Here is a 24,710-nt window from a genome sequence, read left to right as displayed (position 1 = left end):
CAGAAGGTAGTAGAGCCTTGTCTCTATTACCTTTTTCATTGAGTTATTTTATGGCTTGGATGTGATAAAAATGATTTCTAGTATGACAGGGTTTGGAAGATCGAAAGTAGAAAGTGATACTTTTCAAATTACAGTAGAAATGAAATCGGTGAACCACCGTTTTTTAGAGATGAGTATTCGACTTCCTAAGCAAATGATGGTATTTGAGGACAAAATTCGTAAAATAATTGCACAGCAAGTTCGACGTGGACGCATTGAAGTGTCTATTAGTATAGCAGGTGAAGGACTTGTTGAAAGAAAATTAAGTGTGAATTGGTCACTTCTTGAGCAGTACCAATCGATGATGGAAGATATAAAAGGAAAGTTTCAATTACAAGATTCTATTACACTCGAGCAATTAATGGCAATGCCAGAAGTAACAGCAATTGAAGAAATAGAAAATGTAAATGAACATTTTGAGAACAGTTTATATGAGGCTGTTCGTCAAGCTGCTCATATGTTGAAAACGATGAGAGATGACGAAGGAGAACGATTACATAAAGATATAGCGTATCGTTTACAAGAGATTAGCAATTGTGTAAATGCAATTATTCCACATGCACCAATTGTTACACAAAAATATCGTGAACGATTAGAAAATCGCTTAAAAGAATTACATAATCAAGAGTTAGATGAACAAAGATTGCTAACAGAAGTCGCAATCTTTGCAGAGCGTTGTGATATTCATGAAGAGTTAGTTCGTTTGCAAAGTCATTTAGAGCAATTTCGTGAAACATTGCAGATTGAAGAGCCTGTTGGAAGGAAAATGGATTTCATCGTGCAAGAGATGCATAGAGAAATTAATACGATTGGTTCTAAGGCAAATGACTTAACAATTTCAAAATATGTTGTAGAAATGAAAAATAACCTTGAAAAAATTCGTGAACAAGTACAAAATATTGAGTAGCTTTCAAAAAATATATAAAGTTATACGTGGTGGAGAAATCGGATAGACTTACTAGGAGGCGCAAACTATGGCCATGCGGTTTTTAAATATTGGATACGGAAATATTGTATCTGCTCATCGAATTATTGCTATTGTAAGTCCGGAGTCAGCTCCTATTAAACGAACAGTACAAGAAGCACGCGAACATAATGCTTTGCTTGATGCTACGTATGGGAGAAAAACAAGGGCGGTTATTGTTATGGATGATGGGCATGTTGTATTAAGTCCAATTCAACCAGAGACGATTGCACATCGTTTGAATAATAAAGAAGATTTAAGTGAGGAAGGGTAGGTTTTACATATTTATGAGAAGTAGAAGAGGATTGCTCATCGTTCTTTCAGGGCCTTCTGGGGTTGGAAAAGGAACGGTTCGTAAAGAGCTGTTTAGCCATGAGGATACACGTTTTCAGTACTCTATTTCAGTAACGACACGTAAGCCGCGTGAAGGTGAAGTAGATGGTGTGGATTATTTCTTTAAAGAAAGAGAAGAATTTGAGGAAATGATTCGTAATGAAAGATTACTTGAGTGGGCTGAGTTCGTAGGTAATTATTACGGAACACCAATTGACTATGTTGAAAAAACATTACAAGAAGGAAAAGATGTATTCTTAGAAATTGAAGTGCAAGGAGCAATTCAAGTTAAGAAAGCTTTCCCAGAAGGTGTATTTATTTTCTTAGCACCTCCAAGTTTATCTGAACTAAAGAGCCGTATTGTCGGACGTGGTACAGAGACTGAAGATGTTATTGAAAATCGTTTAACTGTAGCGAAAGAAGAAATCGAGATGATGGACGCTTACGACTATGTAGTAGAAAACGATCAAGTTGAATTAGCTTGTGATAGAATTAAAGCAATTGTGGTTGGCGAACATTGCCGCCGCGAAAGGGTAGCAAAATATTATAAAGAAATGACGGAGGGTCTATAATTATGTTAAATCCATCAATTGACTCATTACTACAAAAAATCGATTCTAAGTACACATTAGTAACAGTGGCTGCAAAACGCGCACGTGAAATGCAACTTGCTAATAACTGTGTTGTAGAGCAACCTGTTTCTCATAAATGTGTAGGTAAAGCATTAGAAGAAATCGATGCAGAAGCATTAAGCTACGTACCAAGTGAAGATAAAGTAGCTGAATAAGCCTTTGCCTTCGACAAAATAAAACATAGACTTTATAATTTTCTATGTAACGGTAACAACCTATTTACAAGTAGGTTGTTATTTTTTTACGAAAGGAATGAAATATTGGTACTGACGAGCTGGGAATTCTATTTCAGTATTATAAGTTTGAAAAAGAAAGAGGACGAGTCATATGCTAAAAGGGAAAAAGATACTTCTATGTGTAACAGGAGGCATTGCGGTTTTTAAAGCAGCTGCGTTAACGAGTAAATTGACACAATCTGGCGCGATTGTAAAAGTAATGATGAGTGAGTCGGCAATGAAGTTTGTTACGCCTCTTACATTCCAAGCGCTTTCTCGCCATGATGTATATACGGATACGTTTGATGAGAAAGACTCGGCTGTTATTGCTCATATTGATTTAGCAGATTGGGCGGATGTTGTACTTGTCGCACCTGCTACTGCCAATTGTATTGGAAAGTTAGCTGGTGGTATTGCAGATGATATGATTACAACTACTCTGTTAGCTACTACAGCCCCGGTATGGATTGCGCCTGCTATGAATGTGCATATGTATGAAAATAAAATTGTTCAAAAAAATATGATGACATTGAAAACGCTAGGATATACATTTATTGAGCCTGGGGAAGGCTTTTTAGCATGTGGATATGTAGCGAAGGGACGACTAGAAGAACCTGAAGCGATTATTGCACGGTTAGAGGAAGCTTTCTCAGAACACAAACCATTGCAGGGAAAAAGAATATTAATAACTGCTGGCCCAACACGTGAAAAAGTTGATCCAGTTCGTTTTATGACGAATTTTTCTTCTGGAAAAATGGGGTATGCGATTGCAGAAGTGGCGGCGAATTTAGGCGCTGATGTTATACTCGTTTCAGGACCGACAGCATTAAATCCACCGTTACATGTAACGACAGTGCAAGTGGAATCTGCACAAGATATGTTAGAAGCAGTTCTTCAACATTATCAAAACGTAGACGTTGTCATTAAAACAGCAGCAGTTGCAGATTATCGTCCGAAATATGTTCATGATAATAAAATGAAAAAGCAAAATGGTGATGCTGTCATTGAACTCGAAAGAACGGTGGATATTTTAAAAACGTTAGGTCAGAAAAAGGATAAACAGTTACTTATCGGTTTTGCTGCTGAAACGACAAATGTAGAGGAATATGCAACGAAAAAACTACGTGAGAAAAATGCAGATATGATTGTCGCGAATGATGTAAAAGCGCAAGGAGCTGGATTTGGCACGGATACGAATATTGTAACAATGTATAGAAAAGATGGAAAAGTTATTGAGTTACCACTTTTACTGAAAAAAGAGGTAGCTCGTGAAATATTAAAGCAAATTGAAATGATGTTAGAAGATGATCGTTTATGAAATTTGCAAGTGTAATTGTTGATGTACCTGCCCGTCAGACAGATCGACCATTTGATTACATTATCCCTGAAAAATGGGAAGATATTGTACAGACAGGAATGCGTGTAGTAGTTCCGTTTGGGCCAAGGAAATTACAAGGTTTTATTATTGGGATTAAAGATTCGGTGGATGTAGAAAGTAAGAAGTTAAAGACAATCCATGAAATATTAGATGTAACACCGGTTTTAAATGATGAATTATTAAAGCTTGGATATTGGCTTACAAGTGAAACGTTATGCTACATGATTTCAGCTTTTCAAGTGATGCTTCCAACTGCGATAAAAGCAACGTATAAAAAACGTCTACAAATTTGTAAGCAGGAAGAAATAGCATCTGAAATACTATATTTATTTCAGGATAAAGAAGCAATTGATTTTGAAGTAATCGAGCAGCAGCCACATTTATACCGGACTATTCAACAAGAAATTAAAAATGGTACGGTTGAAGTCGTTTATCAAGTGAAAGATAAAGTACAAAAGAAGAAGCAAAGAGTTGTTCAGCCGGAGTTGCCAGAAGATAAATTGGAATTAGCGGCATTTGAACTGAAAAGTAAAAAACAACAAGATGTACTTTATTATTTTGTGGAAAATTATAAAAGTGTACCGTTGAAAATAATTACAGAAGAGTTACAAATAACAGATGCTCCAATAAAAGCACTTGTTAAAAAGGGCTTCATTTCAGAAAAGTATGTGGAAGTATACCGAAATCCGTATGACGATGATGATTTTGAACAAACGAAACCATTTCCACTTACGGAGGAACAAAATCAAGTTATTACACCGATTTTATCATCAATTACAAATGAAACTTATAATCCATTTTTACTATATGGTGTTACAGGAAGTGGAAAGACAGAAGTATATTTACAATCTATAGCAGCAGTGCTCGAGAAAGGAAAAGAAGCTATCGTTCTTGTTCCTGAAATTGCACTAACGCCCCAAATGGTGGATCGTTTTAAAGGTAGGTTTGGCTCGCAAGTTGCAGTTCTTCATAGTGCGTTGTCTGTTGGAGAAAAGTATGACGAGTGGCGTAAGATTTTAAGAAAAGAAGTGAAAGTTGTAGTTGGTGCGCGTTCAGCCGTTTTTGCGCCTTTTGAGAATTTAGGGATTATTATTATTGATGAAGAGCATGAATCAAGTTACAAACAAGAAGATAATCCGAGGTATCATGCAAGAGATGTAGCTATCTGGAGAGGGCAATATCATAAATGTCCTATCGTTCTTGGTAGTGCGACACCAACACTTGAATCGTTTGCAAGGGCGAAAAAAGGTGTTTATGAACTACTAACAATGGAAAAACGTATGAATGAACAAGCTTTACCAACGGTAGAGATTGTTGACATGCGAGAAGAACTTCGTGACGGGAATAGATCAATGTTTTCTAAGGCGCTGCATGAAAAAATAGCAGATCGATTAGAAAAGAAAGAACAGATGGTACTATTTTTAAATAGAAGAGGTCATTCTACATTTGTTATGTGCCGTGATTGTGGGTATGTTGTACAATGTCCGCATTGTGATATTTCATTGACATATCATAAAATGAATCATCGTTTAAAATGTCATTATTGTAGTTATGAAGAAAATATGCCAACTGAGTGTCCTGCTTGTCAAAGTACATACATTCGTTTCTTTGGTACAGGTACACAAAAGGTAGAAGAAGAAATTACAAAACTATTTCCAGAGGCGCGAGTCATTCGAATGGATGTAGATACGACAAGTCGAAAAGGAATGCATGAAAAATTATTAAAGGCATTTGGGGAAGAAAAAGCAGATATATTACTTGGAACACAAATGATTGCTAAAGGATTAGATTTTCCGAAAGTAACTCTTGTTGGGGTTTTAACTGCAGATACGATGCTTCACTTACCTGATTTTCGGGCAAGTGAAAAGACATATCAGTTATTGACGCAAGTAAGTGGACGAGCGGGTAGACATGAATTGCCAGGGGAAGTTGTGATTCAAACGTATACGCCAGAACATTACAGTATAGAGTTAGCAAAGAACCAACAATATGATGTGTTTTTTGACCAAGAAATGCAAATGAGGCGAACAAGACAATATCCCCCATATTACTATGTTGTACTCATAACCGTATCTCATCCAGAATTATTAAAAGCGGTGCAAGTGACGGAAAAAATTGCCTCGTATTTACGAACGCATTGCTCACAGCAAACAATGGTGTTAGGACCAGTTGCTTCAGCAATTCCAAGGATAAAAGATAGATATCGTTATCAATGCATGATAAAATACAAACGGGAACCAAACTTAAAGAACGTGCTCAAAATGGTAAATGAACATTATCAAGCAGAAATGCAAAAAGAGCTACAAATCTCAATTGATTTTAATCCAACAATGTTAATGTAGCGGAGGGAAATATGGCAGTTTTAGAAATAATAAAGCATCCAAATGAAGTGTTAGAAACACCATGTGAAAGAGTAATTAACTTTGATAAAAAGTTAGTGAAATTGTTGAAAGATATGCATGAAACAATGTTAATTGCGGACGGAGTCGGTTTAGCTGCGCCTCAAGTAGGTGTAAGCTTGCAAGTAGCGGTTGTTGATGTCGATGATGATACTGGGAAAATCGAGTTAATCAATCCATCAATATTAGAAAAACGTGGTGAACAAGTAGGTCCCGAAGGCTGTTTAAGCTTCCCGGGACTTTATGGTGAAGTAGAACGTGCCGATTATATTAAAGTAAGAGCGCAAAATCGCCGTGGGAAAGTATTTTTATTAGAAGCGGAAGGATTTTTAGCGCGTGCAATTCAACATGAAATCGATCATTTACACGGTGTTTTATTTACATCGAAAGTGACAAGATATTATGAAGAAAACGAACTAGAATAGGTGTTAAAAGGAGCGGTTTTTAAATGATAAAAGTAGTGTTTATGGGAACACCGGACTTTTCAGTGCCGGTGCTTCGTCGTCTTATTGAAGATGGCTATGAGGTAGTAGGTGTTGTGACGCAACCTGATCGTCCAGTAGGTAGAAAAAAAGTATTAACACCTACACCTGTTAAAGTTGAAGCGGAAAAACATGGTATCCCTGTGTTACAGCCGTTAAAAATTCGTGAAAAAGATGAATATGAAAAAGTATTGGCATTAGAGCCAGATTTAATTGTAACAGCTGCATTTGGTCAGATTGTACCAAATGAAATTTTAGAAGCACCGAACTATGGATGTATTAATGTCCACGCTTCTTTACTTCCTGAACTTCGTGGTGGTGCACCAATTCATTATGCAATTATGGAAGGTAAAGAAAAAACTGGTATTACAATTATGTATATGGTAGAAAAATTGGATGCTGGTGATATCTTAACGCAAGTGGAAGTGGAAATTGAAGAGCGTGAAACGACAGGCTCATTATTTGATAAATTAAGTGAAGCTGGAGCACACCTTCTATCTAAAACAGTACCTTTATTAATTCAAGGTAAGTTAGAACCGATTAAACAAAACGAAGAAGAAGTAACGTTTGCTTACAATATAAAACGTGAACAAGAGAAAATTGATTGGACAAAAACAGGTGAAGAAGTATACAATCACATTCGCGGATTGAATCCATGGCCAGTTGCTTATACAACTTTAGCAGGACAAGTTGTTAAAGTATGGTGGGGAGAAAAAGTGCCTGTAACTGAACCGGCTGAAGCAGGTACGATTGTTGCAATCGAAGAAGATGGTTTTGTTGTAGCAACTAGTAATGAAACAGGTGTTAAAATTACTGAATTGCAACCTTCTGGTAAAAAGCGTATGAGTTGTTCACAATTTTTACGTGGAACAAAACCTGAAATTGGAACGAAGTTAGGAGAAAATGCATGAGACAAAATGTTCGTGAATTAGCTCTTGATGGTTTAATTCAAGTGGAAAAAAGTGGTGCATATAGCAACTTACTTTTAAATAATCTAATTGAAAAAAGTGCAATTGATAGAAAAGATATTGGTTTATTAACTGAAATTGTATATGGAACGATTCAACGTCGTGACACATTAGATTATTATTTACAGCCTTTTTTAAAAAAGAAGGTTGAGGCGTGGGTAAGAGTATTGCTTCGCTTATCTTTATATCAAATGATTTATTTAGACCGAGTGCCAGAAAGAGCGGCTATTCATGAAGCGGTTGAGATTGCAAAGCGTCGCGGGCATAAAGGAATTGCTGGTATGGTGAACGGTGTATTACGTTCGATTCAGAGAGAAGGTGTACCTTCTGTAGATGAAATCAAGGATCCAGTAGAACGTCTTGCAATTGCGACGAGTCATCCAGTTTGGCTTGTACAAGAGTGGACTTCTGCATATGGCTTAGAAACTGCAGAGAAAATGTGCGAAGTAAACATGTTACCACCTGTACCAACAGCACGTGTGAATGTTGATAAGGTAACGGTAGAAGAAGCGATTGAGTTGTTGGCAAGTGAAGGTATAGAAGCAAAACGTGGTGACTTGTCAGATGATGCAATTCAGATTGAAAGAGGAAATGTAGCGCATACAGAAGCGTTTAAAAAAGGATTTCTTTCTATTCAAGATGAAAGTTCTATGCTTGTAGCACGCGCTTTAGAACCGAATACGGGAGATGCAGTTCTTGATAGTTGTGCTGCTCCAGGCGGAAAAACAACGCATATCGCGGAACGATTAAAGGGAACTGGTAAGGTCATGTCCCTTGATTTACATGCACACAAAGTACGTTTAATTAAACAGCAAGCAGAGCGACTTGGTCTAGAAAATGTCGAAACAAAAGCGCTAGATGCTAGAAAAGTGCAAGAGCACTTTGCAAATGAAACGTTTGATAAAATATTGGTAGATGCACCGTGTTCTGGATTTGGTGTAATTAGACGTAAGCCTGATATTAAGTTAGGAAAAGATAAAGGCGATAGTGAAAGATTATCGACGATTCAACTTGCGATACTAGAAAAAATAGCACCATTATTAAAACAAGGCGGTCGTCTTGTTTATAGTACGTGCACAATTGAGAAAATAGAAAATGAACAAGTAATAGATAAATTTTTAAAAGAACATCCTGAATTTGAATGGGATACTACGATAAAAGAACGTATGCCAGAAAAATTAAGTCCGTATATTAATGAAGGTCAAGTACAAATTTTACCGCATTATTTTGCAACGGATGGCTTTTATATTGCTTGTTTAAGGAAGAAGGTGTAGCATCATGGAAACAACTGTAAGAAAACAAAAGAAAAATGTAGAAACGAAGAAACCATCAATTTACTCTTTACAACTTCATGAAATGCAAGATTGGTTAAAGGAACAAGGAGAACCGAAGTTCCGCGCTGGACAAATTTTTGACTGGCTATATAAAAAACGTGTAAAAAATTATGAGGATATGTCAAACCTTTCTAAAGGATTGCGTGATAAATTGTCGAATTCCTTTGATATTACTACTTTAAACACGTTAGTAAAACAAACGTCTTCAGATGGAACGATTAAATTCTTATTCCAATTATATGACGGATATTCTATTGAAACGGTATTAATGCGACATGAATATGGAAATTCCATTTGTGTAACAACGCAAGTTGGTTGTCGTATTGGATGTACGTTCTGTGCTTCGACACTTGGTGGACTAAAACGAAACCTAGAAGCTGGAGAAATCGTAGCGCAAGTAGTAGAAGTTCAGCGTGCGCTTGATGAAACAGAAGAACGTGTAAGTTCTCTTGTTGTTATGGGAATTGGAGAACCATTTGATAACTACGATAATTTAATGGGATTCTTACGCATCACTAACCATGAAAAAGGACTTCATATTGGTGCTAGACATATGACTGTTTCGACGAGTGGAATTATCCCGAAAATTTATAAGTTTGCTGAAGAAGAACTACAAATTAATTTTGCGATTTCATTGCATGCTCCAAACTCAGAATTACGTTCAAAGTTAATGCCGATTAACCGTGCTTATAAATTACCGGATTTAATGGAAGCTATTAAATACTATGTAAATAGAACAGGGCGCCGTATTACTTTTGAATATGGATTATTTGGAGGAGAAAATGACCAAGTTGAGCACGCTGAAGAGCTTGCTGCGCTCTTAAAAGGTGTAAAATGTCATGTAAACTTAATCCCGGTAAACTACGTACCTGAACGTGATTATGTACGTACACCACGTGAGCAAATTTTCTTGTTCGAGAAAACGTTAAAAGATCGTGGAGTGAATGTAACGATTCGCCGTGAACAAGGTCATGATATTGACGCAGCCTGCGGTCAGTTGCGTGCGAAGGAGCGCAAAGAAGAGACGAGGTGACGAGATGAAAGCCGTATTTCTATCGGATAAAGGAAAAGTTCGTCAACATAATGAAGATAGTGCAGGAGTTTTTCACAATTTAGATGGAAATGTTTTAGCGGTAGTAGCAGATGGAATGGGAGGTCATCGAGCTGGTGATGTAGCTAGCTCGATGGCCATTCAATTATTCCATGATTATTGGAAGCAAACGCATAATATGAATGAACCGAAAAAAGTAGAACAATGGTTACATACTAGTGTTGGGATTATTAATGAGCGCATATATGAATACGCTCAGCAAAATGTAGAATGTAATGGTATGGGAACAACGCTTATAATAGCTGTTTGTACACCAAGTTTTGTGACGATAGGGCATATAGGAGATAGTCGTTGCTATATGGTATCAGAAGGAGAAATGACGCTTGTAACGGAAGATCATTCGCTTGTAAATGAGCTTGTGAGACATGGTGAAATTTCAAAGGAAGATGCAGAGTATCATCCGAAAAAGAATGTGTTATTAAGAGCGCTAGGAACAGAAGAAAAAGTTGGATTAGATGTTAAAACGTTGGTGCTTGAGGAAGATGATCAATTACTTCTTTGCTCTGATGGGTTATCAAACAAAGTTTCTATTGATGATATGCAACAAATTTTACAGTTAAATGAACAGCTTGAAGGTAAAGGGCAGCGTCTCATTCAATTGGCGAATGATCGCGGTGGAGAAGATAATATCACACTTGTTCTTATTGATTATGCGGGTTCGACAAACGAAAGTAGGTGAAGTGCAACGTGCTGATTGGAAAACGCTTAAATGACCGTTATAAGCTGCTGAAAATGATTGGTGGTGGCGGAATGGCCAATGTATATTTAGCTCATGATGATATACTTGGCCGAGATGTAGCGGTAAAAATATTAAGACTCGACTACTCAAATAACGAAGAGTTTATTAAACGTTTCCATCGAGAAGCGCAGTCTGTTACAACGTTGTCGCATCCAAATATTGTGAATATGTATGATGTCGGAGAAGAAGATGGTATATATTATCTTGTCATGGAATATGTACCCGGGCAAACATTGAAGCAATACATAATTGAGCGAGGTATGTTACCTATAGGAGAAGCTCTTGATATTATGGAGCAGTTAACATCCGCCATGGCACACGCCCATCATTTTGAAATTGTGCATCGTGATATAAAGCCGCACAATATTTTAATTCGAGCTGATGGAATAATAAAAGTAACAGATTTTGGAATTGCGACAGCTACAAGTGCAACAACAATTACACATACAAATTCAGTACTGGGTTCAGTCCATTATTTATCACCAGAACAGGCACGTGGCGGGATAGCAAATAAACAATCGGATATTTATTCTCTTGGAATAGTTATGTTTGAATTGTTAACAGGAAGACAACCGTTTTCTGGCGAATCTGCTGTTGCTATAGCTTTAAAACATTTACAAAGTGAAATCCCATCACCAAAAAGATGGAATGAAAATATTCCGCAAAGTGTTGAAAATATTATATTAAAGGCAACTGCAAAAGATCCTTTCCATCGATATCAATCTGCCAATGCGATGAAGCGAGATATTGAAACTGCGCTATATCCAGAGAGGATAAATGAGCAACCATTTTACATACCAGAAGATATGGAAGCGACGAAAGCGATTCCGATTATTCAACAAGAACAATTATTTGAAAATGTAAGTGATGAAACGATTGTTTTAAAAGGGAGTAAGGTGGAAGAACCGATAAGAGCAGAAGCAGCTAAGTTAGATAAGAAGAAAAAACGGAGTAACAAGTGGCTTAAAGTTTTAATTTCAACATTTTTATTTTTAGCAATAGGAATAACATTAGCGCTTACGGTTATTCCAGGATTATTTATTCCGAAAGATGTGAAAGTTCCTGATGTGGCTGGTATGAAATACACGACAGCTGTAAATACGTTAGTAGAAAAGGGCTTTGAGGTGACGGAGCCTAATATTGTATATACAGATGATATTGAAGTTGGGGATGTAATAAAAACGGAACCTGTAGCAGGAAGAGTCGTAAAAGAAAACGCTAAAATTACTATCTATCAATCAGGTGGAAAAAAGAAAAGTAAGATGGCGAATTTCACAGGGAAAAACTTTGAGAGTGTAAAAGCTGAGTTAGAAGAAAAATATAAACAAGTTACAGTAAATTATATTGAAAATGATAAGCCGAAAGGTGAAATTGTAGAGCAAATTCCGACGCCTGATCAAATGGTTATAGAAGCGGAGCAAGAACTGAAAATCTGGGTAAGTAAAGGTCCTTATCAAATTAGACCAGGTGACTTTTCGGGGTGGACTGAAAATAGTGTAACTGGTTATTTGAATGAGAGAAAACTAACGTCAGATATAAAACGAGAGTATTCAGATTCAGTCGAAAAAGGACTTGTAATTTCGCAATTTCCAAAACCAGGTACACCATTAAAAGAGGGAGATAAAGTAACTATTATTATCTCTGATGGTCAAAAGCCTAAAGTGACTAAAACGGTAAAAGTGGACAATATCTCTATCCCATATGAGCCTGCTGTAACAGGTGAAAAAAAGCCGCAAACAATAGAAATTTATAAAGAAGACATGCAGCAAAAAATGGATAGACCGGTTGAAACGAGAACAATTACTGAATCAGCGACTATTTCTTTAGAATTTGTAATTCAAGAAGGTTCAAAGGGACACTATAAAATTGTACGAGATGGAGTAACGATTATTGATAAAGAAGTACCATATCCAACTCAATAATAGTGAAAGTCTACTTATTATTATTGCCTGTTATGCTGTCTACAAAGTGGACGGTATAGCAGGCAAAAATATATGATTCAAAAAGCTAGTAAAGTGATGCAGCTGTAATTATTTTTTTGCATTTAATGGGAAATTTAATGTATATTAGCGAAAGTATATATGGTAGGTTTTGAAATCGTTATTTGGAAAATTTAAATCCATTCATTTTTAAATTCAGCATCACCTTATACAAAAAAAGGAGAATTCTATGCCAGAAGGAAAAATTATAAAAGCTTTAAGTGGGTTTTATTACGTGCAGCATGAAGAAGGGGTTACGCAATGTCGTGGGCGAGGTGTATTTAGAAAAAATAAAATTACACCACTTGTAGGAGACCAAGTTGTTTTTCAGGCAGATAATCCAACTGAAGGTTATGTGCTTGAAGTGTTTGATCGAAAAAATGAACTTGTTAGACCTCCTATTGCTAATGTCGATCAAGCGATCCTTGTGTTCTCTGCAGTAGAACCAGATTTTAATCCTGGACTGTTAGATCGATTTTTAGTGCTGATTGAATATCATAACATTAAGCCAATTATTTGTATTAGCAAGATGGATTTAGTAGATGAAAAGATGAAAGCAACTGTTGAAGCATATGCGAATGATTATCGTGAGATGGGTTATGATGTTTTATTTACTTCTATTAATACGTCAGAAAGTATTGATATATTAAAACCATACTTAGAAAATTGTGTTTCTGTCGTTGCGGGTCAATCTGGTGTTGGGAAATCTTCAATGCTTAATGTGCTACGTCCAGAATTAGAGCTGAAAACAAATGATATATCCTCCCATTTAGGACGCGGGAAGCATACGACAAGACACGTAGAATTAATTGCAATTGGGAGTGGACTAGTAGCAGATACACCGGGTTTTAGTTCACTAGATTTCATTGATATAGAAGTAGAAGATCTTACATATTGTTTTCCAGAGTTGAAAGAAGCGAGCCAATACTGTAAATTTAGAGGGTGTACACATCTTTCTGAACCGAAATGTGCTGTGAAAGCTGCGGTTGAAGAAGGGAAGATTACAGAATATCGCTATAAGAACTATAAACAATTCGTAGAAGAAATTAGAGAGAGAAAGCCGAGGTATTAGTTATGATTAAAATTGCACCATCGATTTTATCAGCAGATTTTTCAAAATTAGGGGAAGAGATTAAAGATGTAGAAAAGGGCGGAGCGGATTACATTCACGTTGACGTAATGGATGGACACTTCGTACCAAATATTACGATTGGACCATTAATTGTAGAAGCTATCCGTCCAATTACATCATTACCATTAGATGTACATTTAATGATTGAAAATCCTGATAACTATATCCCGACTTTCGCACAAGCGGGAGCGGATATTATTACTGTTCACGTAGAGGCGTGTCCACATCTGCATCGTACAATTCAGTTAATTAAATCTCACGGTATTAAAGCGGGCGTTGTATTAAATCCACATACGCCAGTTTCAGTGATTGAGCATGTATTAGAAGATATAGATATGGTATTACTTATGACAGTAAACCCTGGATTTGGTGGACAGAAGTTTATCCATTCTGTATTACCGAAAATTAAACAAGTTGCAGACATGGTGAAAGAGCGCAATCTAGAAGTAGAAATTGAAGTTGATGGTGGTGTAAATGCTGAAACAGCAAGACTTTGTGTGGAAGCAGGAGCAAATGTACTTGTAGCTGGATCAGCAGTATACAATCAAAAAGACCGCGGTGAAGCAATTCGCGTAATTCGTGGGTAGTGATGAACTTTTATCCTAGTAAGGTATTCATAGGATAGGGTAAAAATATGTAAAAAGGCAATCTACCGAATGGCAGATTGCCTTTTTACAATGGAAGGGGAAGAAAAAATGATTATTCATATTTTGGCAGGAGGACCTTCGGAATATTGCGCAGATTTTGCTCGATATGAGAATGAGGAAGTAGTGTGGGTTGCGGTTGATAGGGGAGTATACCGTCTATTAAAGAAAGGGATTACCCCGGCTGTTGCGTTTGGAGATTACGATTCAGTTACTGAAGAAGAATTAGTATGGATGGGACAGCAAACGAACGAATTACATATTGTTCCGCGGGAAAAAGATCAAACGGATTTAGAAATTGCAATCAACTGGGCATTAGGACAGAAGCCGGCACTAATTCGTATTTTTGGTGCTACCGGTGGAAGACTTGATCACGGTTTGGCAAATATACAAATGCTTTTAAAAGGGTTAGAAGTAGAGATAGAAATGTGTATTGTGGACAATAAAAATGAAATAACAGTTAAAAAAGTGGGTACACATATAATTGAAGAAAATAAAAATTTTCCTTATGTATCTTTTGTACCAGTTACTGAAATAGTGGAAGGGATTACATTGTTTGGTTTTAAGTACCCTCTTACTAATAAAACAATAGAGTGGGGATCGACACTTTGTATTAGTAACGAACTCGTTGAGGAAAAAGGTACTTTTTCATTTACTTCTGGCATATTAATGTTGATAAGAAGCACTGATTGAAGAAACAATTTTGCTCCTTACATCATATAGTGACCAAGTGGAGTAATGGGGATTAGGAGGGAAACCATGAGATTTTATACAATTAAGTTACCTAAATTTCTTGGTGGAATTGTTCGTGCAATGTTAAATACCTTCAAAAAAGATTAAAAAAAGCACCTATCACCGGTGCTTTTTCCATTGTTATAGTAAAAAAAGAGCCTATCGGCTCTTTTTTTTATTATTAAACACGTTCGATTTTGCCAGATTTTAATGCTCTAGCAGAAACGTAAACACGTTGAACTTTTCCGTCGATGCGTACGCGAACTTTTTGAAGGTTAGCGCCCCACTTACGTTTTGTAGCGTTCATTGCGTGAGAACGAGAGTTACCAGAACGAGCTTTTCTTCCAGTAATAGCACAAACACGAGCCATTTATATTTCCCTCCCTTGATACCTTACCATACGTAATTTTTCAATGTTAGTCTTTTATGCGATGCTAAAAACACTACTATAATTTAACACAACTAAAAAGAGAATGCAACACCGTAGAAAAAAGAAATCAAGAAAATTTACTTGACACTATATGTCAATGAAGAAAAGTTAAAATCCATAAAAATTGCTTGACATATTATAGTGGTACATGTTGTATAATAACAATGGACTATTTTGCTCATCATAAAAAAGTGTAATTTAAAACATAAAATATGAGAGTGAAAAGAAAGAACGATGGAATTTTCTTTAAAAAGATTATATGATAGTAACTAAAGTAGTCTAGCTCACTTTCACCATTTATGAAGGGGGAAACGAGATGTCAATTGAAATTAAAACGAAGTACGGTCAAATTGATATTAGTACAGATGTAATTGCAACAATTGCTGGAGGTGCCGCGGTAGATTGCTACGGTATCGTAGGTATGGCATCAAAAAATCAGTTAAAAGATGGATTAACAGACATTTTACGAAAAGAAAACTTCACTAGAGGTGTTATTGTTCGTAAAGATGAAGATGAAGTACATATTGATATGTATATTATTGTGAGCTATGGTACGAAAATTTCAGAAGTGGCACATAATGTGCAGACGAAAGTGAAATATACATTAGATCAAACTGTAGGACTAGCAGTAGATTCTGTAAACATCTACGTACAAGGAGTTAAAGTAATAAACTTGTAATGTGCATTAAGGAGGAAAATCTGTGTCAATTCAAAAAATTGATGGAAAACGTTTATCACAAATGATCATGCAAGGAGCGAATAATTTAACAAATAATGTTCAGCTTGTTGATGCATTAAACGTATTTCCAGTTCCAGATGGCGATACCGGTACAAACATGAACTTATCTATGACTTCAGGTGCGCGTGAAGTGAAAGCAAATCCTTCACAGCATGCTGGTAAAGTCGGCGTAAGTTTAGCCAAAGGATTATTAATGGGAGCTCGTGGTAACTCTGGAGTTATTCTATCTCAGTTGTTCCGTGGTTTCTCTAAATCCATTGAACAAAAAGAAGAATTAACAACAGTTGATTTTGCTGCAGCACTAGAAGCTGGAGTAGAGGCGGCTTATAAAGCGGTTATGAAACCGATTGAAGGAACGATTTTAACGGTTGCAAGAGAAACGGGTAAATATGCAGTAACAGTTGCGAAAAAACAGCGCGACTTTGTTTTGTTTATGGAAGACGTTGTGAAAGAAGCAAACGCATCGTTAAATCGTACGCCAGATTTATTACCTGTATTAAAACAAGTTGGCGTTGTAGATAGCGGTGGTAAAGGTCTTGTAGTGGTATACGAAGGATTTTTAGCTGACTTAAAAGGAGAAACGATTTCTTCTGATGCACCGACGCAAACATCTATGAATGAGATGGTACGCGCAGAACATCACCGTAGTGTACAAAGCCAATTGAGTACAGAAGATATTAAGTATGGATATTGTACGGAGTTCATGGTGAAATTAGAGGCTGAAAAGGTGAAAGAGCATAATTTCTCTGAACAAAAATTCCGTGAAGATATTAGTGTATATGGTGATTCTCTACTAGTTGTGTCTGATGATGAAATTGTAAAAGTTCATATCCACGCAGAACATCCTGGAGACGCTATGAACTACGGGCAAAAATACGGTAGTTTAATTAAGATTAAAGTAGAAAATATGCGTGAACAGCATACTGCTTTATTAGATGAACCTGCTATGGTTCCTGAACAACCAGCTCAATCGAAAGAAAAACAACCATATGGTATCGTAACTGTGGCAATGGGGTCTGGTATTAAAACTTTATTTGAGAGCATCGGCGCAACGAAAGTTATCGAAGGTGGTCAAACGATGAATCCAAGTACGGAGGATATCGTGAAGGCAATTGAAGAAGCGAATGCTGAAAAAATCATTATTTTACCGAATAACGGAAATATTGTAATGGCAGCAGAACAAGCGGCATCAGTTGTAGATCAAGAAGTTATTGTTGTTCGTTCGAAAACAGTTCCTCAAGGTATGGCAGCAATGTTAGCATTTAACCCAGTTGGAACGTTAGAAGAGAATGAAGAAAACATGCAAGAAGCTTTATCTCATGTGAAAACAGGTCAAATTACGTATGCTGTACGTGATACGGAAATTGATGGTGTAGCAATTCAAAAAGATGACTTCATGTGTATTGCAGATGGAAAAATTGTATCTACAAATGCTGAAAAAGTAGGAGCTGCGAAGCAATTACTAGAAGCGCTTATTGATGAAGATTCTGAAATCGTAACGATTCTACAAGGTGAAGATGCAACTGACGAAGAAGTAGCGGAGTTAGTTGAATTTGTAGAAGAGAAATTTGAAGATGCAGAAGTAGAAGTGCATGCTGGAAACCAACCAGTGTATTCTTTCATCTTCTCTGTAGAATAAGATAAGATTCGTTTTGAAAATAAATGGATTACTTACTTGCTAATGGATAAGAAGTAGTAATATGAAGTTTATTACTAGTTTTTATTCAAAAGGCTAGCATATTGAAGAGAGAAAAGAGCCTTGCTGCTAATAGTGAGGCTCTTTTTTACTTGTTTTATATAAGGGATTTGAGTAGTTTCTCTTAGAATGCCTATGATAGAATATATAAGGTGAAAGAGAGCGATTACAGATGCTAATTGGTACTCAAATAAAATGCAATAAAGAAAATAATGTGACGGGGTGTGAGAATCTTGAATGATGTTGTACAAGTTCCTGTTACGGATGTAAAGGGGATCGGAGGAGAAACATCTGAGTTACTACATGAGATGGGGATTTATACAGTTTCTCATCTATTAGAACATTTTCCGTACCGTTATGAAGATTATGCGATGAAAGATCTTGCTGAAGTAAAGCATGATGAACGTGTAACGGTTGAAGGGAAGGTTCATAGTGCTCCTTTGTTGCAATATTATGGTAAGAAGAAATCGCGTCTAACAGTTCGTGTTCTCGTCGGTCGTTATTTAATTACGGCGGTATGTTTTAATAGGCCTTACTATAAGCAAAAATTAACGTTAGATGAAACGGTAACGATTACTGGTAAATGGGATCAACATCGTCAAACAATTGCTGTATCAGAACTTCATTTTGGGCCAGTTGTACGTCAACAAGAAGTGGAGCCTGTTTACTCAGTAAAGGGGAAACTTACAGTAAAACAGATGCGTCGTTTTATTGCTCAAGCGTTAAAGGAATATGGAGATTCTATAGTCGAAGTGTTACCGGATGGTTTGTTAGGCCGGTATAAATTATTACCAAGATATGAAGCACTTAAGGCTTTGCATTTTCCGGTAGGACAGGAGGATTTAAAGCAAGCGCGTCGCCGTTTTGTATATGAGGAATTTTTCTTATTTCAGCTGAAAATGCAAACACTGAGGAAAATGGAGAGGGAAAATTCAAAAGGGACGAAGAAAGAGATTCCGTCAGTAGAATTACAAGAATTTATCGATGCATTGCCGTTCCCGTTAACTGGTGCGCAGCGCCGAGTTGTAGATGAAATTTTAAAAGATATGACATCTCCTTATCGGATGAACCGACTATTACAAGGTGACGTTGGTTCTGGGAAAACAGTTGTTGCTGCGATTGGCCTTTATGCATCGAAATTAGCTCATTATCAAGGTGCTTTAATGGTTCCTACAGAAATTTTAGCTGAGCAACATTATCAGTCGCTTGCTGAAACGTTTTCGCATTTTGGTATGAAGGTGGAACTGCTAACAAGTTCTGTTAAAGGTGCAAGACGCCGAGAAATTTTAGCGAAGTTAGAACAAGGAGAAATAGATATTCTTGTTGGAACGCACGCTTTAATTCAAGATGAAGTTATATTTCATAGGTTGGGTCTCGTTATTACAGATGAACAGCATCGATTTGGTGTAGCGCAGCGCCGAGTTTTACGGGAGAAAGGTGAAAGTCCAGATGTATTATTTATGACAGCGACACCAATTCCGCGTACGCTTGCAATTACTGCATTTGGAGAGATGGATGTTTCGATAATCGATGAGATGCCAGCAGGTAGAAAGGTGATTGAAACATACTGGGCAAAACATGATATGTTAGATCGCGTCCTCGGTTTTGTTGAGAAGGAAATAAAAAAAGGAAGACAGGCATACGTTATTTGTCCTCTAATTGAAGAATCTGAGAAACTTGATGTGCAAAATGCTATCGACTTACATAGTATGCTGACGCATCATTACCAAGGGAAATGCCAAGTTGGATTGATGCATGGGAGATTATCGTCTCAGGAAAAAGAAGAGATAATGGGCCAGTTTAGTGAAAATAAAGTGCAAATTCTTGTATCGACAACAGTTGTTGAGGTGGGTGTGAACGTACCGAATGCGACTGTGATGGTTATTTATGATGCAGAACGTTTCGGTTTATCGCAGCTTCATCAGCTTAGAGGGCGTGTCGGGCGTGGTAGTGAACAATCATATTGTTTATTAATAGCAGACCCTAAATCAGAAACAGGAAAAGAAAGAATGCGCATAATGACTGAAACAAATGATGGATTTGTATTGTCAGAAAAAGATTTAGAATTACGAGGTCCTGGAGATTTCTTTGGGAGTAAGCAAAGTGGCTTACCAGAATTTAAGGTTGCTGACATGGTACACGATTATCGAGCGTTAGAAACAGCAAGGCAAGATGCGGCGATACTAGTAGATTCAGAAGCATTTTGGCACAATGATCAGTACGCTGCCTTGCGTACGTATCTTGATGGGACAGGTGTGTTCCAAGGAGAGAAGCTCGATTAAAGGGAGTCAACAAAAATTTTTGTTGCATTCTACTTTTAATGATTATATACTACTGTTAGTACCTAGTCATAAAAATGGATGGTGCGGTATGAAGAAAAGAAGAAGTAAAAAAGAAAGACAAGAATTATTACAACAAACAATCGAATCAAATCCTTTTATTACGGATGAAGATTTAGCGGAAAAATTTCAAGTTAGTATACAAACAGTACGACTGGATCGTATGGAATTGTCTATTCCTGAATTAAGAGAGAGAATTAAACATGTAGCTACAAAGCAACATGAAGAAGATGTGAAATCTTTACCGTTAGAAGAGGTTGTCGGAGAAATTATTGATATTGAATTAGATAGACATGCAATCTCTATCTTTGAAGTAAAGGTAGAACATGTATTTAAAAGAAATCAAATTGCCCGTGGGCATCATCTGTTTGCGCAAGCAAACTCACTAGCTGTTGCGGTTATTGATGAAGAATTAGCTTTAACTGCAAAGTCTACCATTCGATACATTCGCCCTGTAAAATTAGGAGAGCGTGTTGTTGCAAAAGCGCGCGTTGAAGATGTAGAGAATGATAAGGGACGGACGGTTGTCAAAGTGCGTAGCTTCGTTGGAGAAGAACTTGTTTTTACAGGCACTTTTGAAATGTATCGATCTAGTAATTATAGTGAGGAAGGTAACAACTTATGAAAATCGCAATAGATGCAATGGGCGGAGATCACGCTCCAAAGGCTGTAGTATTAGGGGCAATGAAAGCTATTAAAGAATATTCTGATTTACATATTACGTTAGTAGGGAAAGAAGAGGAAATTCGTCAATACTTAACGAGTGATGAACGAATTACTATTCTTCATACAGACGAAAAAATAGAATCAACGGAGGAACCAGTAAGAGCGGTTCGTCGAAAAAAACAAGCTTCAATGGTGCTTGCGGCACAACAAGTAAAGGATGGAGAAGCAGACGCTTGTATATCCGCAGGTAGTACAGGAGCTTTAATGGCAGCTGGATTATTTGTAGTCGGTCGTATGGAAGGAATTGAGCGACCAGCTTTATCGCCTACAATGCCAACTGTAGATGGAAAAGGTTTTGTTATGTTAGATGTTGGAGCAAATGTTGATGCAAAACCAATTCATTTATATCAATATGCAGTAATGGGATCTGTTTATGCTGAGAAGGTAAGAGGAATTGAAAATCCTCGTGTTGGACTATTAAACGTTGGAACAGAGGATGGAAAAGGAAACGAGCTTTCAAAGCAAGTATTTGCAATGCTTAAGGATGCGCCAATTAATTTCGTTGGGAACGTTGAATCGAGAGATTTATTGCAAGGTGTAGCAGATGTTGTTGTATGTGATGGTTTTACAGGGAATGTAGCGTTGAAATCATTAGAAGGAACAGCACTTGCGCTATTCTCTATGTTGAAAGAACAATTAATGAGTTCATTTACGAGCAAATTAGCAGCGGCGGTATTAAAGCCAAAACTTATGGTATTAAAAGATAAAATGGATTATTCGGAGTATGGAGGAGCTGCGTTATTTGGATTGAAAGCACCTGTCATTAAGGCTCACGGTTCTTCTAATGACCAGTCGATATTTAGTGCGATTCGTCAAACGAGAGAAATGGTAGCGAAAGAAGTAATTCCTACGATTTCAAGCGTAATGGAGAAAGAGTCACTCCAATAAGAGGAGGATTTGAAATGGGAAAAATAGCATTTCTTTTTCCGGGCCAAGGTTCACAGGCAGTTGGAATGGGTAAACAATTAGCAGAAAATAATAAAGAGGTTGCAAAAGTGTTTGCAAAAGCAGATGAGGTGTTGGAAGATTCACTTTCAGAAGTGATTTTTGAAGGACCGCAGGAAAAGCTTACATTAACAACAAATGCGCAGCCTGCATTATTAACAACGAGTTTTGCTATTTTGACAGCTTTGAAAGAGTATGACATTACACCTGACTTTGTCGCTGGTCATAGTTTAGGTGAATATAGCGCTCTTGTAGCAGCTGGTGCATTAACTTTTGAAGATGCTGTATATGCTGTAAGGAAACGTGGCGAATATATGGAAGAAGCTGTTCCAGGTGGGGAAGGCGCAATGGCAGCTATATTAGGTGCTGATCCACATATGCTGAAACAAGTTACAGAAGAAGTAACAAGTGAAGGATATGCAGTGCAAATCGCTAATATGAATAGTACGAAGCAAATTGTGATTTCTGGAACGAAGCAAGGCGTAGAGGTTGCTTCTCAAAGAGCGAAAGAAAATGGTGCAAAGAGAGCGATTCCACTAAAAGTAAGTGGGCCATTCCATTCTTCACTTATGAAGCCGGCAGCTGAGAAGTTCCAAAGTGTTTTAAATGAAATTACAATTCATGACACGAATATTCCTGTTATTGCAAATGTTACGGCGGATGTTATTACACGTGGTGCCGACATTCAAGAAAAGTTAATCGAACAGCTTTATTCGCCTGTATTATGGTACCCGTCTATTGAATGTATGGTGAAGCAGGGAGTAGATACATTTATTGAAATTGGGCCTGGAAAAGTACTTGCTGGACTTATGAAGTCAATTGATTCATCAGTGAAAGCATATGCGATATATGATGAAGAGACATTAAAAGATACCATTTCAAATTTGAGAGGAGAAAACTGATGTTAAAAGGGAAGGTAGCATTAGTAACTGGCGCTTCACGTGGAATTGGTCGCGCGATTGCGATCGATTTAGCGAAACAAGGGGCAAATGTAGTAGTAAATTATGCAGGTAATGAACAAAAAGCAAATGAAGTAGTAGATGAAATTAAGAAATTAGGTTCTGATGCAATTGCGGTAAAAGCAGATGTTGCAAATGCTGATGATGTTACAAATATGGTGAAACAAACAGTAGACACATTTGGACAAGTTGATATTCTTGTAAATAATGCTGGTGTAACAAAAGATAATTTATTAATGCGTATGAAAGAAGAAGAATGGGATACAGTTATTAATACAAACTTAAAAGGTGTATTCTTATGTACAAAAGCAGTATCTCGTTATATGATGCGTCAACGTCACGGTAGAATTATAAATATCGCTTCTGTTGTGGGTGTTATAGGAAACCCAGGGCAAGCTAATTATGTTGCTGCTAAAGCGGGTGTTATTGGATTAACAAAAACATCTGCAAAAGAGTTAGCAAGTCGAAATATTACTGTGAATGCAATTGCGCCAGGCTTTATTGCGACTGATATGACTGATGTACTAGATGAGAATATTAAAGCCGAAATGTTAAAAGTTATTCCAGCTGCTCAATTTGGTGAAGCGCAAGATATCGCGAATGCTGTAACGTTTTTTGCTTCTGATCAAAGCAAATATGTTACAGGTCAAACGTTAAATGTTGATGGCGGTATGGTAATGTAATAAAAGAATCGATTTCACCTAGTTTTTTTGGTCAATATTTAATATAATATTTGAGGGGAGGTGAATGGAATGGCAGATGTTTTAGAACGCGTAACAAAAATCATCGTTGATCGTTTAGGAGTAGAAGAGACTGAGGTAGTACCAGCTGCAAGCTTCAAGGAAGATTTAGGAGCAGACTCCCTAGATGTAGTAGAACTTGTAATGCAATTAGAAGATGAATTCGAAATGGAAATTTCTGATGAAGATGCTGAAAAGATTGCTACTGTTGGCGATGCTGTGACTTACATAGAGAGTCATCTATAATGCTTAAGTGAAGTCCCGTTTTTTAGCGGGGCTTTCTGGCTTATATCTGGAGGGACCTATGCCGTACCGAAAATATAGAGAAAAAAAATACGAAACAAAATATCGTGAAGCATTTAAAGTGTTTCAAGAAAAGATAGGTATTACGTTTACAGATGAAAAATTATTGATTCAAGCATTTACGCATTCATCGTATGTGAATGAGCATCGAAAAAAACCGCATGAAGATAATGAGCGTCTTGAATTTCTTGGAGATGCAGTATTGGAACTTACTGTATCGCAGTATCTGTTTCAAAAATATCCGACAATGAGCGAAGGAGAGTTAACAAAACTACGTGCAGCTATTGTATGTGAGCCATCTCTTGTTCGTTTTGCGAACGAATTGTCATTTGGTAGCCTTGTTTTATTAGGAAAAGGTGAAGAAATGACAGGTGGACGTGAACGACCAGCTTTATTAGCGGATGTCTTTGAAGCGTTTATTGGTGCCCTTTATCTTGATCAAGGGTTAGAAACAGTTTGGGAATTCTTAAAAGAAATTGTATATCCGAAAATTAATGAGGGTGCTTTTTCTCATGTGATGGATTATAAGAGTCAGTTACAAGAATTGATTCAGCGTGATGGTAGTGGCAATGTTGAGTATCAAATTTTGCAAGAAAAAGGACCAGCTCACAATCGAGAATTTGTGTCACGTGTTACGTTAAATAACGTAGCTTTAGGTCTTGGTAGTGGTAAGTCGAAAAAAGAAGCAGAGCAACAAGCTGCTGCAGAAGCATTGAAAAAATTAAAAGAACAACTATAAGGAATCCCCCTTT

Annotated in this window: 26 protein-coding genes; 25 read left to right on the top strand and 1 reads right to left on the bottom strand. The window is 37.0% G+C overall.

Annotated elements, in window-relative coordinates:
* Nucleotides 1-70: 70 nt before the first annotated feature.
* The 16 genes from DN400_RS20295 to spoVM all read left to right on the top strand — a co-directional run bounded on the left by DN400_RS20295 (nucleotide 71) and on the right by spoVM (nucleotide 15,189).
* A complete protein-coding gene (locus DN400_RS20295; RefSeq protein WP_000625865.1) occupies nucleotides 71-946 on the top strand; it encodes a YicC/YloC family endoribonuclease in 876 nt (291 codons plus the stop codon).
* Between the two features lie 67 nt (nucleotides 947-1,013).
* Nucleotides 1,014-1,277 (top strand): extracellular matrix/biofilm regulator RemA, encoded by a 264-nt coding sequence (gene remA, locus DN400_RS20290; RefSeq protein WP_001251456.1) that lies wholly within the window; start codon nucleotides 1,014-1,016, stop codon nucleotides 1,275-1,277.
* A 13-nt stretch (nucleotides 1,278-1,290) separates the two neighbouring features.
* A complete protein-coding gene (gmk, locus tag DN400_RS20285) occupies nucleotides 1,291-1,908 on the top strand; it encodes a guanylate kinase (protein ID WP_001257742.1) in 618 nt (205 codons plus the stop codon).
* 2 nt (nucleotides 1,909-1,910) lie between these two features.
* Entirely contained in the window at nucleotides 1,911-2,123 is a 213-nt protein-coding gene (gene rpoZ / locus DN400_RS20280) for a DNA-directed RNA polymerase subunit omega (RefSeq protein ID WP_000933961.1), read from the top strand.
* Between the two features lie 172 nt (nucleotides 2,124-2,295).
* Nucleotides 2,296-3,501: a bifunctional phosphopantothenoylcysteine decarboxylase/phosphopantothenate--cysteine ligase CoaBC gene (coaBC, locus tag DN400_RS20275; RefSeq protein WP_000911748.1), complete on the top strand. Its 1,206-nt coding sequence runs from the start codon at nucleotides 2,296-2,298 to the stop codon at nucleotides 3,499-3,501.
* Nucleotides 3,498-5,903, top strand: a complete 2,406-nt coding sequence (priA, locus tag DN400_RS20270; protein ID WP_016512383.1) for a primosomal protein N' — start codon at nucleotides 3,498-3,500, stop codon at nucleotides 5,901-5,903. The genes coaBC and priA overlap by 4 nt, the downstream gene beginning before the upstream one ends.
* A gap of 11 nt (nucleotides 5,904-5,914) precedes the next feature.
* A complete protein-coding gene (gene def, locus DN400_RS20265) occupies nucleotides 5,915-6,385 on the top strand; it encodes a peptide deformylase (protein WP_000279455.1) in 471 nt (156 codons plus the stop codon).
* 23 nt (nucleotides 6,386-6,408) lie between these two features.
* A complete protein-coding gene (gene fmt / locus DN400_RS20260; protein WP_000598809.1) occupies nucleotides 6,409-7,353 on the top strand; it encodes a methionyl-tRNA formyltransferase in 945 nt (314 codons plus the stop codon).
* Nucleotides 7,350-8,684, top strand: a complete 1,335-nt coding sequence (gene rsmB, locus DN400_RS20255) for a 16S rRNA (cytosine(967)-C(5))-methyltransferase RsmB (RefSeq protein WP_001249664.1) — start codon at nucleotides 7,350-7,352, stop codon at nucleotides 8,682-8,684. The genes fmt and rsmB overlap by 4 nt, the downstream gene beginning before the upstream one ends.
* A gap of 4 nt (nucleotides 8,685-8,688) precedes the next feature.
* The gene (gene rlmN / locus DN400_RS20250) at nucleotides 8,689-9,777 is read left to right on the top strand and encodes a dual-specificity RNA methyltransferase RlmN (protein ID WP_000450550.1); all 1,089 of its coding nucleotides are present in this window, start codon (nucleotides 8,689-8,691) and stop codon (nucleotides 9,775-9,777) included.
* A 4-nt stretch (nucleotides 9,778-9,781) separates the two neighbouring features.
* On the top strand, nucleotides 9,782-10,534 hold the full coding sequence (locus tag DN400_RS20245) for a Stp1/IreP family PP2C-type Ser/Thr phosphatase (RefSeq protein ID WP_000648708.1): 753 nt from the start codon (nucleotides 9,782-9,784) through the stop codon (nucleotides 10,532-10,534).
* An 8-nt stretch (nucleotides 10,535-10,542) separates the two neighbouring features.
* Nucleotides 10,543-12,516, top strand: a complete 1,974-nt coding sequence (pknB, locus tag DN400_RS20240; protein WP_098255742.1) for a Stk1 family PASTA domain-containing Ser/Thr kinase — start codon at nucleotides 10,543-10,545, stop codon at nucleotides 12,514-12,516.
* Nucleotides 12,517-12,763: 247 nt separating this feature from the next.
* Nucleotides 12,764-13,645, top strand: coding sequence for a ribosome small subunit-dependent GTPase A (gene rsgA / locus DN400_RS20235; RefSeq protein ID WP_001113932.1), 882 nt, complete (start codon nucleotides 12,764-12,766; stop codon nucleotides 13,643-13,645).
* A gap of 2 nt (nucleotides 13,646-13,647) precedes the next feature.
* Nucleotides 13,648-14,292 (top strand): ribulose-phosphate 3-epimerase, encoded by a 645-nt coding sequence (rpe, locus tag DN400_RS20230; RefSeq protein ID WP_000589974.1) that lies wholly within the window; start codon nucleotides 13,648-13,650, stop codon nucleotides 14,290-14,292.
* 69 nt (nucleotides 14,293-14,361) lie between these two features.
* Entirely contained in the window at nucleotides 14,362-15,042 is a 681-nt protein-coding gene (locus DN400_RS20225; RefSeq protein WP_142950270.1) for a thiamine diphosphokinase, read from the top strand.
* A gap of 66 nt (nucleotides 15,043-15,108) precedes the next feature.
* On the top strand, nucleotides 15,109-15,189 hold the full coding sequence (gene spoVM, locus DN400_RS20220) for a stage V sporulation protein SpoVM (RefSeq protein ID WP_001213599.1): 81 nt from the start codon (nucleotides 15,109-15,111) through the stop codon (nucleotides 15,187-15,189).
* Between the two features lie 73 nt (nucleotides 15,190-15,262).
* Here spoVM and rpmB read toward each other — a convergent pair whose 3' ends face one another.
* Complete coding sequence (gene rpmB / locus DN400_RS20215; RefSeq protein WP_000124776.1) at nucleotides 15,263-15,451, bottom strand: 50S ribosomal protein L28; 189 nt, start codon at nucleotides 15,449-15,451, stop codon at nucleotides 15,263-15,265.
* A gap of 376 nt (nucleotides 15,452-15,827) precedes the next feature.
* On the opposite strand from rpmB, the gene DN400_RS20210 reads away from it, so the two are divergent.
* The 9 genes from DN400_RS20210 (at nucleotide 15,828) to rncS (ending at nucleotide 24,697) form a co-directional block, all read left to right on the top strand.
* Nucleotides 15,828-16,190: an Asp23/Gls24 family envelope stress response protein gene (locus tag DN400_RS20210; protein WP_000021109.1), complete on the top strand. Its 363-nt coding sequence runs from the start codon at nucleotides 15,828-15,830 to the stop codon at nucleotides 16,188-16,190.
* A 22-nt stretch (nucleotides 16,191-16,212) separates the two neighbouring features.
* A complete protein-coding gene (locus DN400_RS20205; RefSeq protein ID WP_000027131.1) occupies nucleotides 16,213-17,889 on the top strand; it encodes a DAK2 domain-containing protein in 1,677 nt (558 codons plus the stop codon).
* A gap of 290 nt (nucleotides 17,890-18,179) precedes the next feature.
* The gene (gene recG, locus DN400_RS20200) at nucleotides 18,180-20,228 is read left to right on the top strand and encodes an ATP-dependent DNA helicase RecG (protein WP_001000823.1); all 2,049 of its coding nucleotides are present in this window, start codon (nucleotides 18,180-18,182) and stop codon (nucleotides 20,226-20,228) included.
* Between the two features lie 88 nt (nucleotides 20,229-20,316).
* Complete coding sequence (gene fapR / locus DN400_RS20195; RefSeq protein ID WP_000747349.1) at nucleotides 20,317-20,910, top strand: transcription factor FapR; 594 nt, start codon at nucleotides 20,317-20,319, stop codon at nucleotides 20,908-20,910.
* The gene (gene plsX, locus DN400_RS20190; protein ID WP_000684100.1) at nucleotides 20,907-21,899 is read left to right on the top strand and encodes a phosphate acyltransferase PlsX; all 993 of its coding nucleotides are present in this window, start codon (nucleotides 20,907-20,909) and stop codon (nucleotides 21,897-21,899) included. The genes fapR and plsX overlap by 4 nt, the downstream gene beginning before the upstream one ends.
* Before the next feature lie 14 nt (nucleotides 21,900-21,913).
* Nucleotides 21,914-22,858, top strand: coding sequence for an ACP S-malonyltransferase (gene fabD, locus DN400_RS20185; RefSeq protein WP_098033183.1), 945 nt, complete (start codon nucleotides 21,914-21,916; stop codon nucleotides 22,856-22,858).
* Complete coding sequence (gene fabG / locus DN400_RS20180) at nucleotides 22,858-23,598, top strand: 3-oxoacyl-[acyl-carrier-protein] reductase (protein ID WP_000911769.1); 741 nt, start codon at nucleotides 22,858-22,860, stop codon at nucleotides 23,596-23,598. Before fabD ends, fabG begins: the two co-directional genes overlap by 1 nt.
* Nucleotides 23,599-23,667: 69 nt before the next feature.
* A complete protein-coding gene (gene acpP / locus DN400_RS20175; RefSeq protein WP_000786062.1) occupies nucleotides 23,668-23,901 on the top strand; it encodes an acyl carrier protein in 234 nt (77 codons plus the stop codon).
* A gap of 58 nt (nucleotides 23,902-23,959) precedes the next feature.
* Nucleotides 23,960-24,697, top strand: coding sequence for a ribonuclease III (rncS, locus tag DN400_RS20170; RefSeq protein ID WP_001146875.1), 738 nt, complete (start codon nucleotides 23,960-23,962; stop codon nucleotides 24,695-24,697).
* The last annotated feature ends 13 nt before the right edge of the window (nucleotides 24,698-24,710 follow it).

Source organism: Bacillus sp. AR8-1 (genome assembly GCF_008042345.1).
Lineage (GTDB): Bacteria > Bacillota > Bacilli > Bacillales > Bacillaceae_G > Bacillus_A > Bacillus_A cereus.
This window is presented reverse-complemented; position numbering and strand designations above follow the sequence as displayed.

Bases quoted from the DNA above. Each gene is read 5' to 3' on its own strand.
- DN400_RS20295 (WP_000625865.1), top strand. From the start codon at position 71: ATGATTTCTAGTATGACAGGGTTTGGAAGATCGAAAGTAGAAAGTGAT.
- remA (WP_001251456.1), top strand. From the start codon at position 1,014: ATGGCCATGCGGTTTTTAAATATTGGATACGGAAATATTGTATCTGCT.
- gmk (WP_001257742.1), top strand. From the start codon at position 1,291: ATGAGAAGTAGAAGAGGATTGCTCATCGTTCTTTCAGGGCCTTCTGGG.
- rpoZ (WP_000933961.1), top strand. From the start codon at position 1,911: ATGTTAAATCCATCAATTGACTCATTACTACAAAAAATCGATTCTAAG.
- coaBC (WP_000911748.1), top strand. From the start codon at position 2,296: ATGCTAAAAGGGAAAAAGATACTTCTATGTGTAACAGGAGGCATTGCG.
- priA (WP_016512383.1), top strand. From the start codon at position 3,498: ATGAAATTTGCAAGTGTAATTGTTGATGTACCTGCCCGTCAGACAGAT.
- def (WP_000279455.1), top strand. From the start codon at position 5,915: ATGGCAGTTTTAGAAATAATAAAGCATCCAAATGAAGTGTTAGAAACA.
- fmt (WP_000598809.1), top strand. From the start codon at position 6,409: ATGATAAAAGTAGTGTTTATGGGAACACCGGACTTTTCAGTGCCGGTG.
- rsmB (WP_001249664.1), top strand. From the start codon at position 7,350: ATGAGACAAAATGTTCGTGAATTAGCTCTTGATGGTTTAATTCAAGTG.
- rlmN (WP_000450550.1), top strand. From the start codon at position 8,689: ATGGAAACAACTGTAAGAAAACAAAAGAAAAATGTAGAAACGAAGAAA.
- DN400_RS20245 (WP_000648708.1), top strand. From the start codon at position 9,782: ATGAAAGCCGTATTTCTATCGGATAAAGGAAAAGTTCGTCAACATAAT.
- rsgA (WP_001113932.1), top strand. From the start codon at position 12,764: ATGCCAGAAGGAAAAATTATAAAAGCTTTAAGTGGGTTTTATTACGTG.
- rpe (WP_000589974.1), top strand. From the start codon at position 13,648: ATGATTAAAATTGCACCATCGATTTTATCAGCAGATTTTTCAAAATTA.
- DN400_RS20225 (WP_142950270.1), top strand. From the start codon at position 14,362: ATGGCAGATTGCCTTTTTACAATGGAAGGGGAAGAAAAAATGATTATT.
- spoVM (WP_001213599.1), top strand. From the start codon at position 15,109: ATGAGATTTTATACAATTAAGTTACCTAAATTTCTTGGTGGAATTGTT.
- rpmB (WP_000124776.1), bottom strand. From the start codon at position 15,451: ATGGCTCGTGTTTGTGCTATTACTGGAAGAAAAGCTCGTTCTGGTAAC.
- DN400_RS20210 (WP_000021109.1), top strand. From the start codon at position 15,828: ATGTCAATTGAAATTAAAACGAAGTACGGTCAAATTGATATTAGTACA.
- fapR (WP_000747349.1), top strand. From the start codon at position 20,317: ATGAAGAAAAGAAGAAGTAAAAAAGAAAGACAAGAATTATTACAACAA.
- plsX (WP_000684100.1), top strand. From the start codon at position 20,907: ATGAAAATCGCAATAGATGCAATGGGCGGAGATCACGCTCCAAAGGCT.
- fabD (WP_098033183.1), top strand. From the start codon at position 21,914: ATGGGAAAAATAGCATTTCTTTTTCCGGGCCAAGGTTCACAGGCAGTT.
- fabG (WP_000911769.1), top strand. From the start codon at position 22,858: ATGTTAAAAGGGAAGGTAGCATTAGTAACTGGCGCTTCACGTGGAATT.
- acpP (WP_000786062.1), top strand. From the start codon at position 23,668: ATGGCAGATGTTTTAGAACGCGTAACAAAAATCATCGTTGATCGTTTA.
- rncS (WP_001146875.1), top strand. From the start codon at position 23,960: ATGCCGTACCGAAAATATAGAGAAAAAAAATACGAAACAAAATATCGT.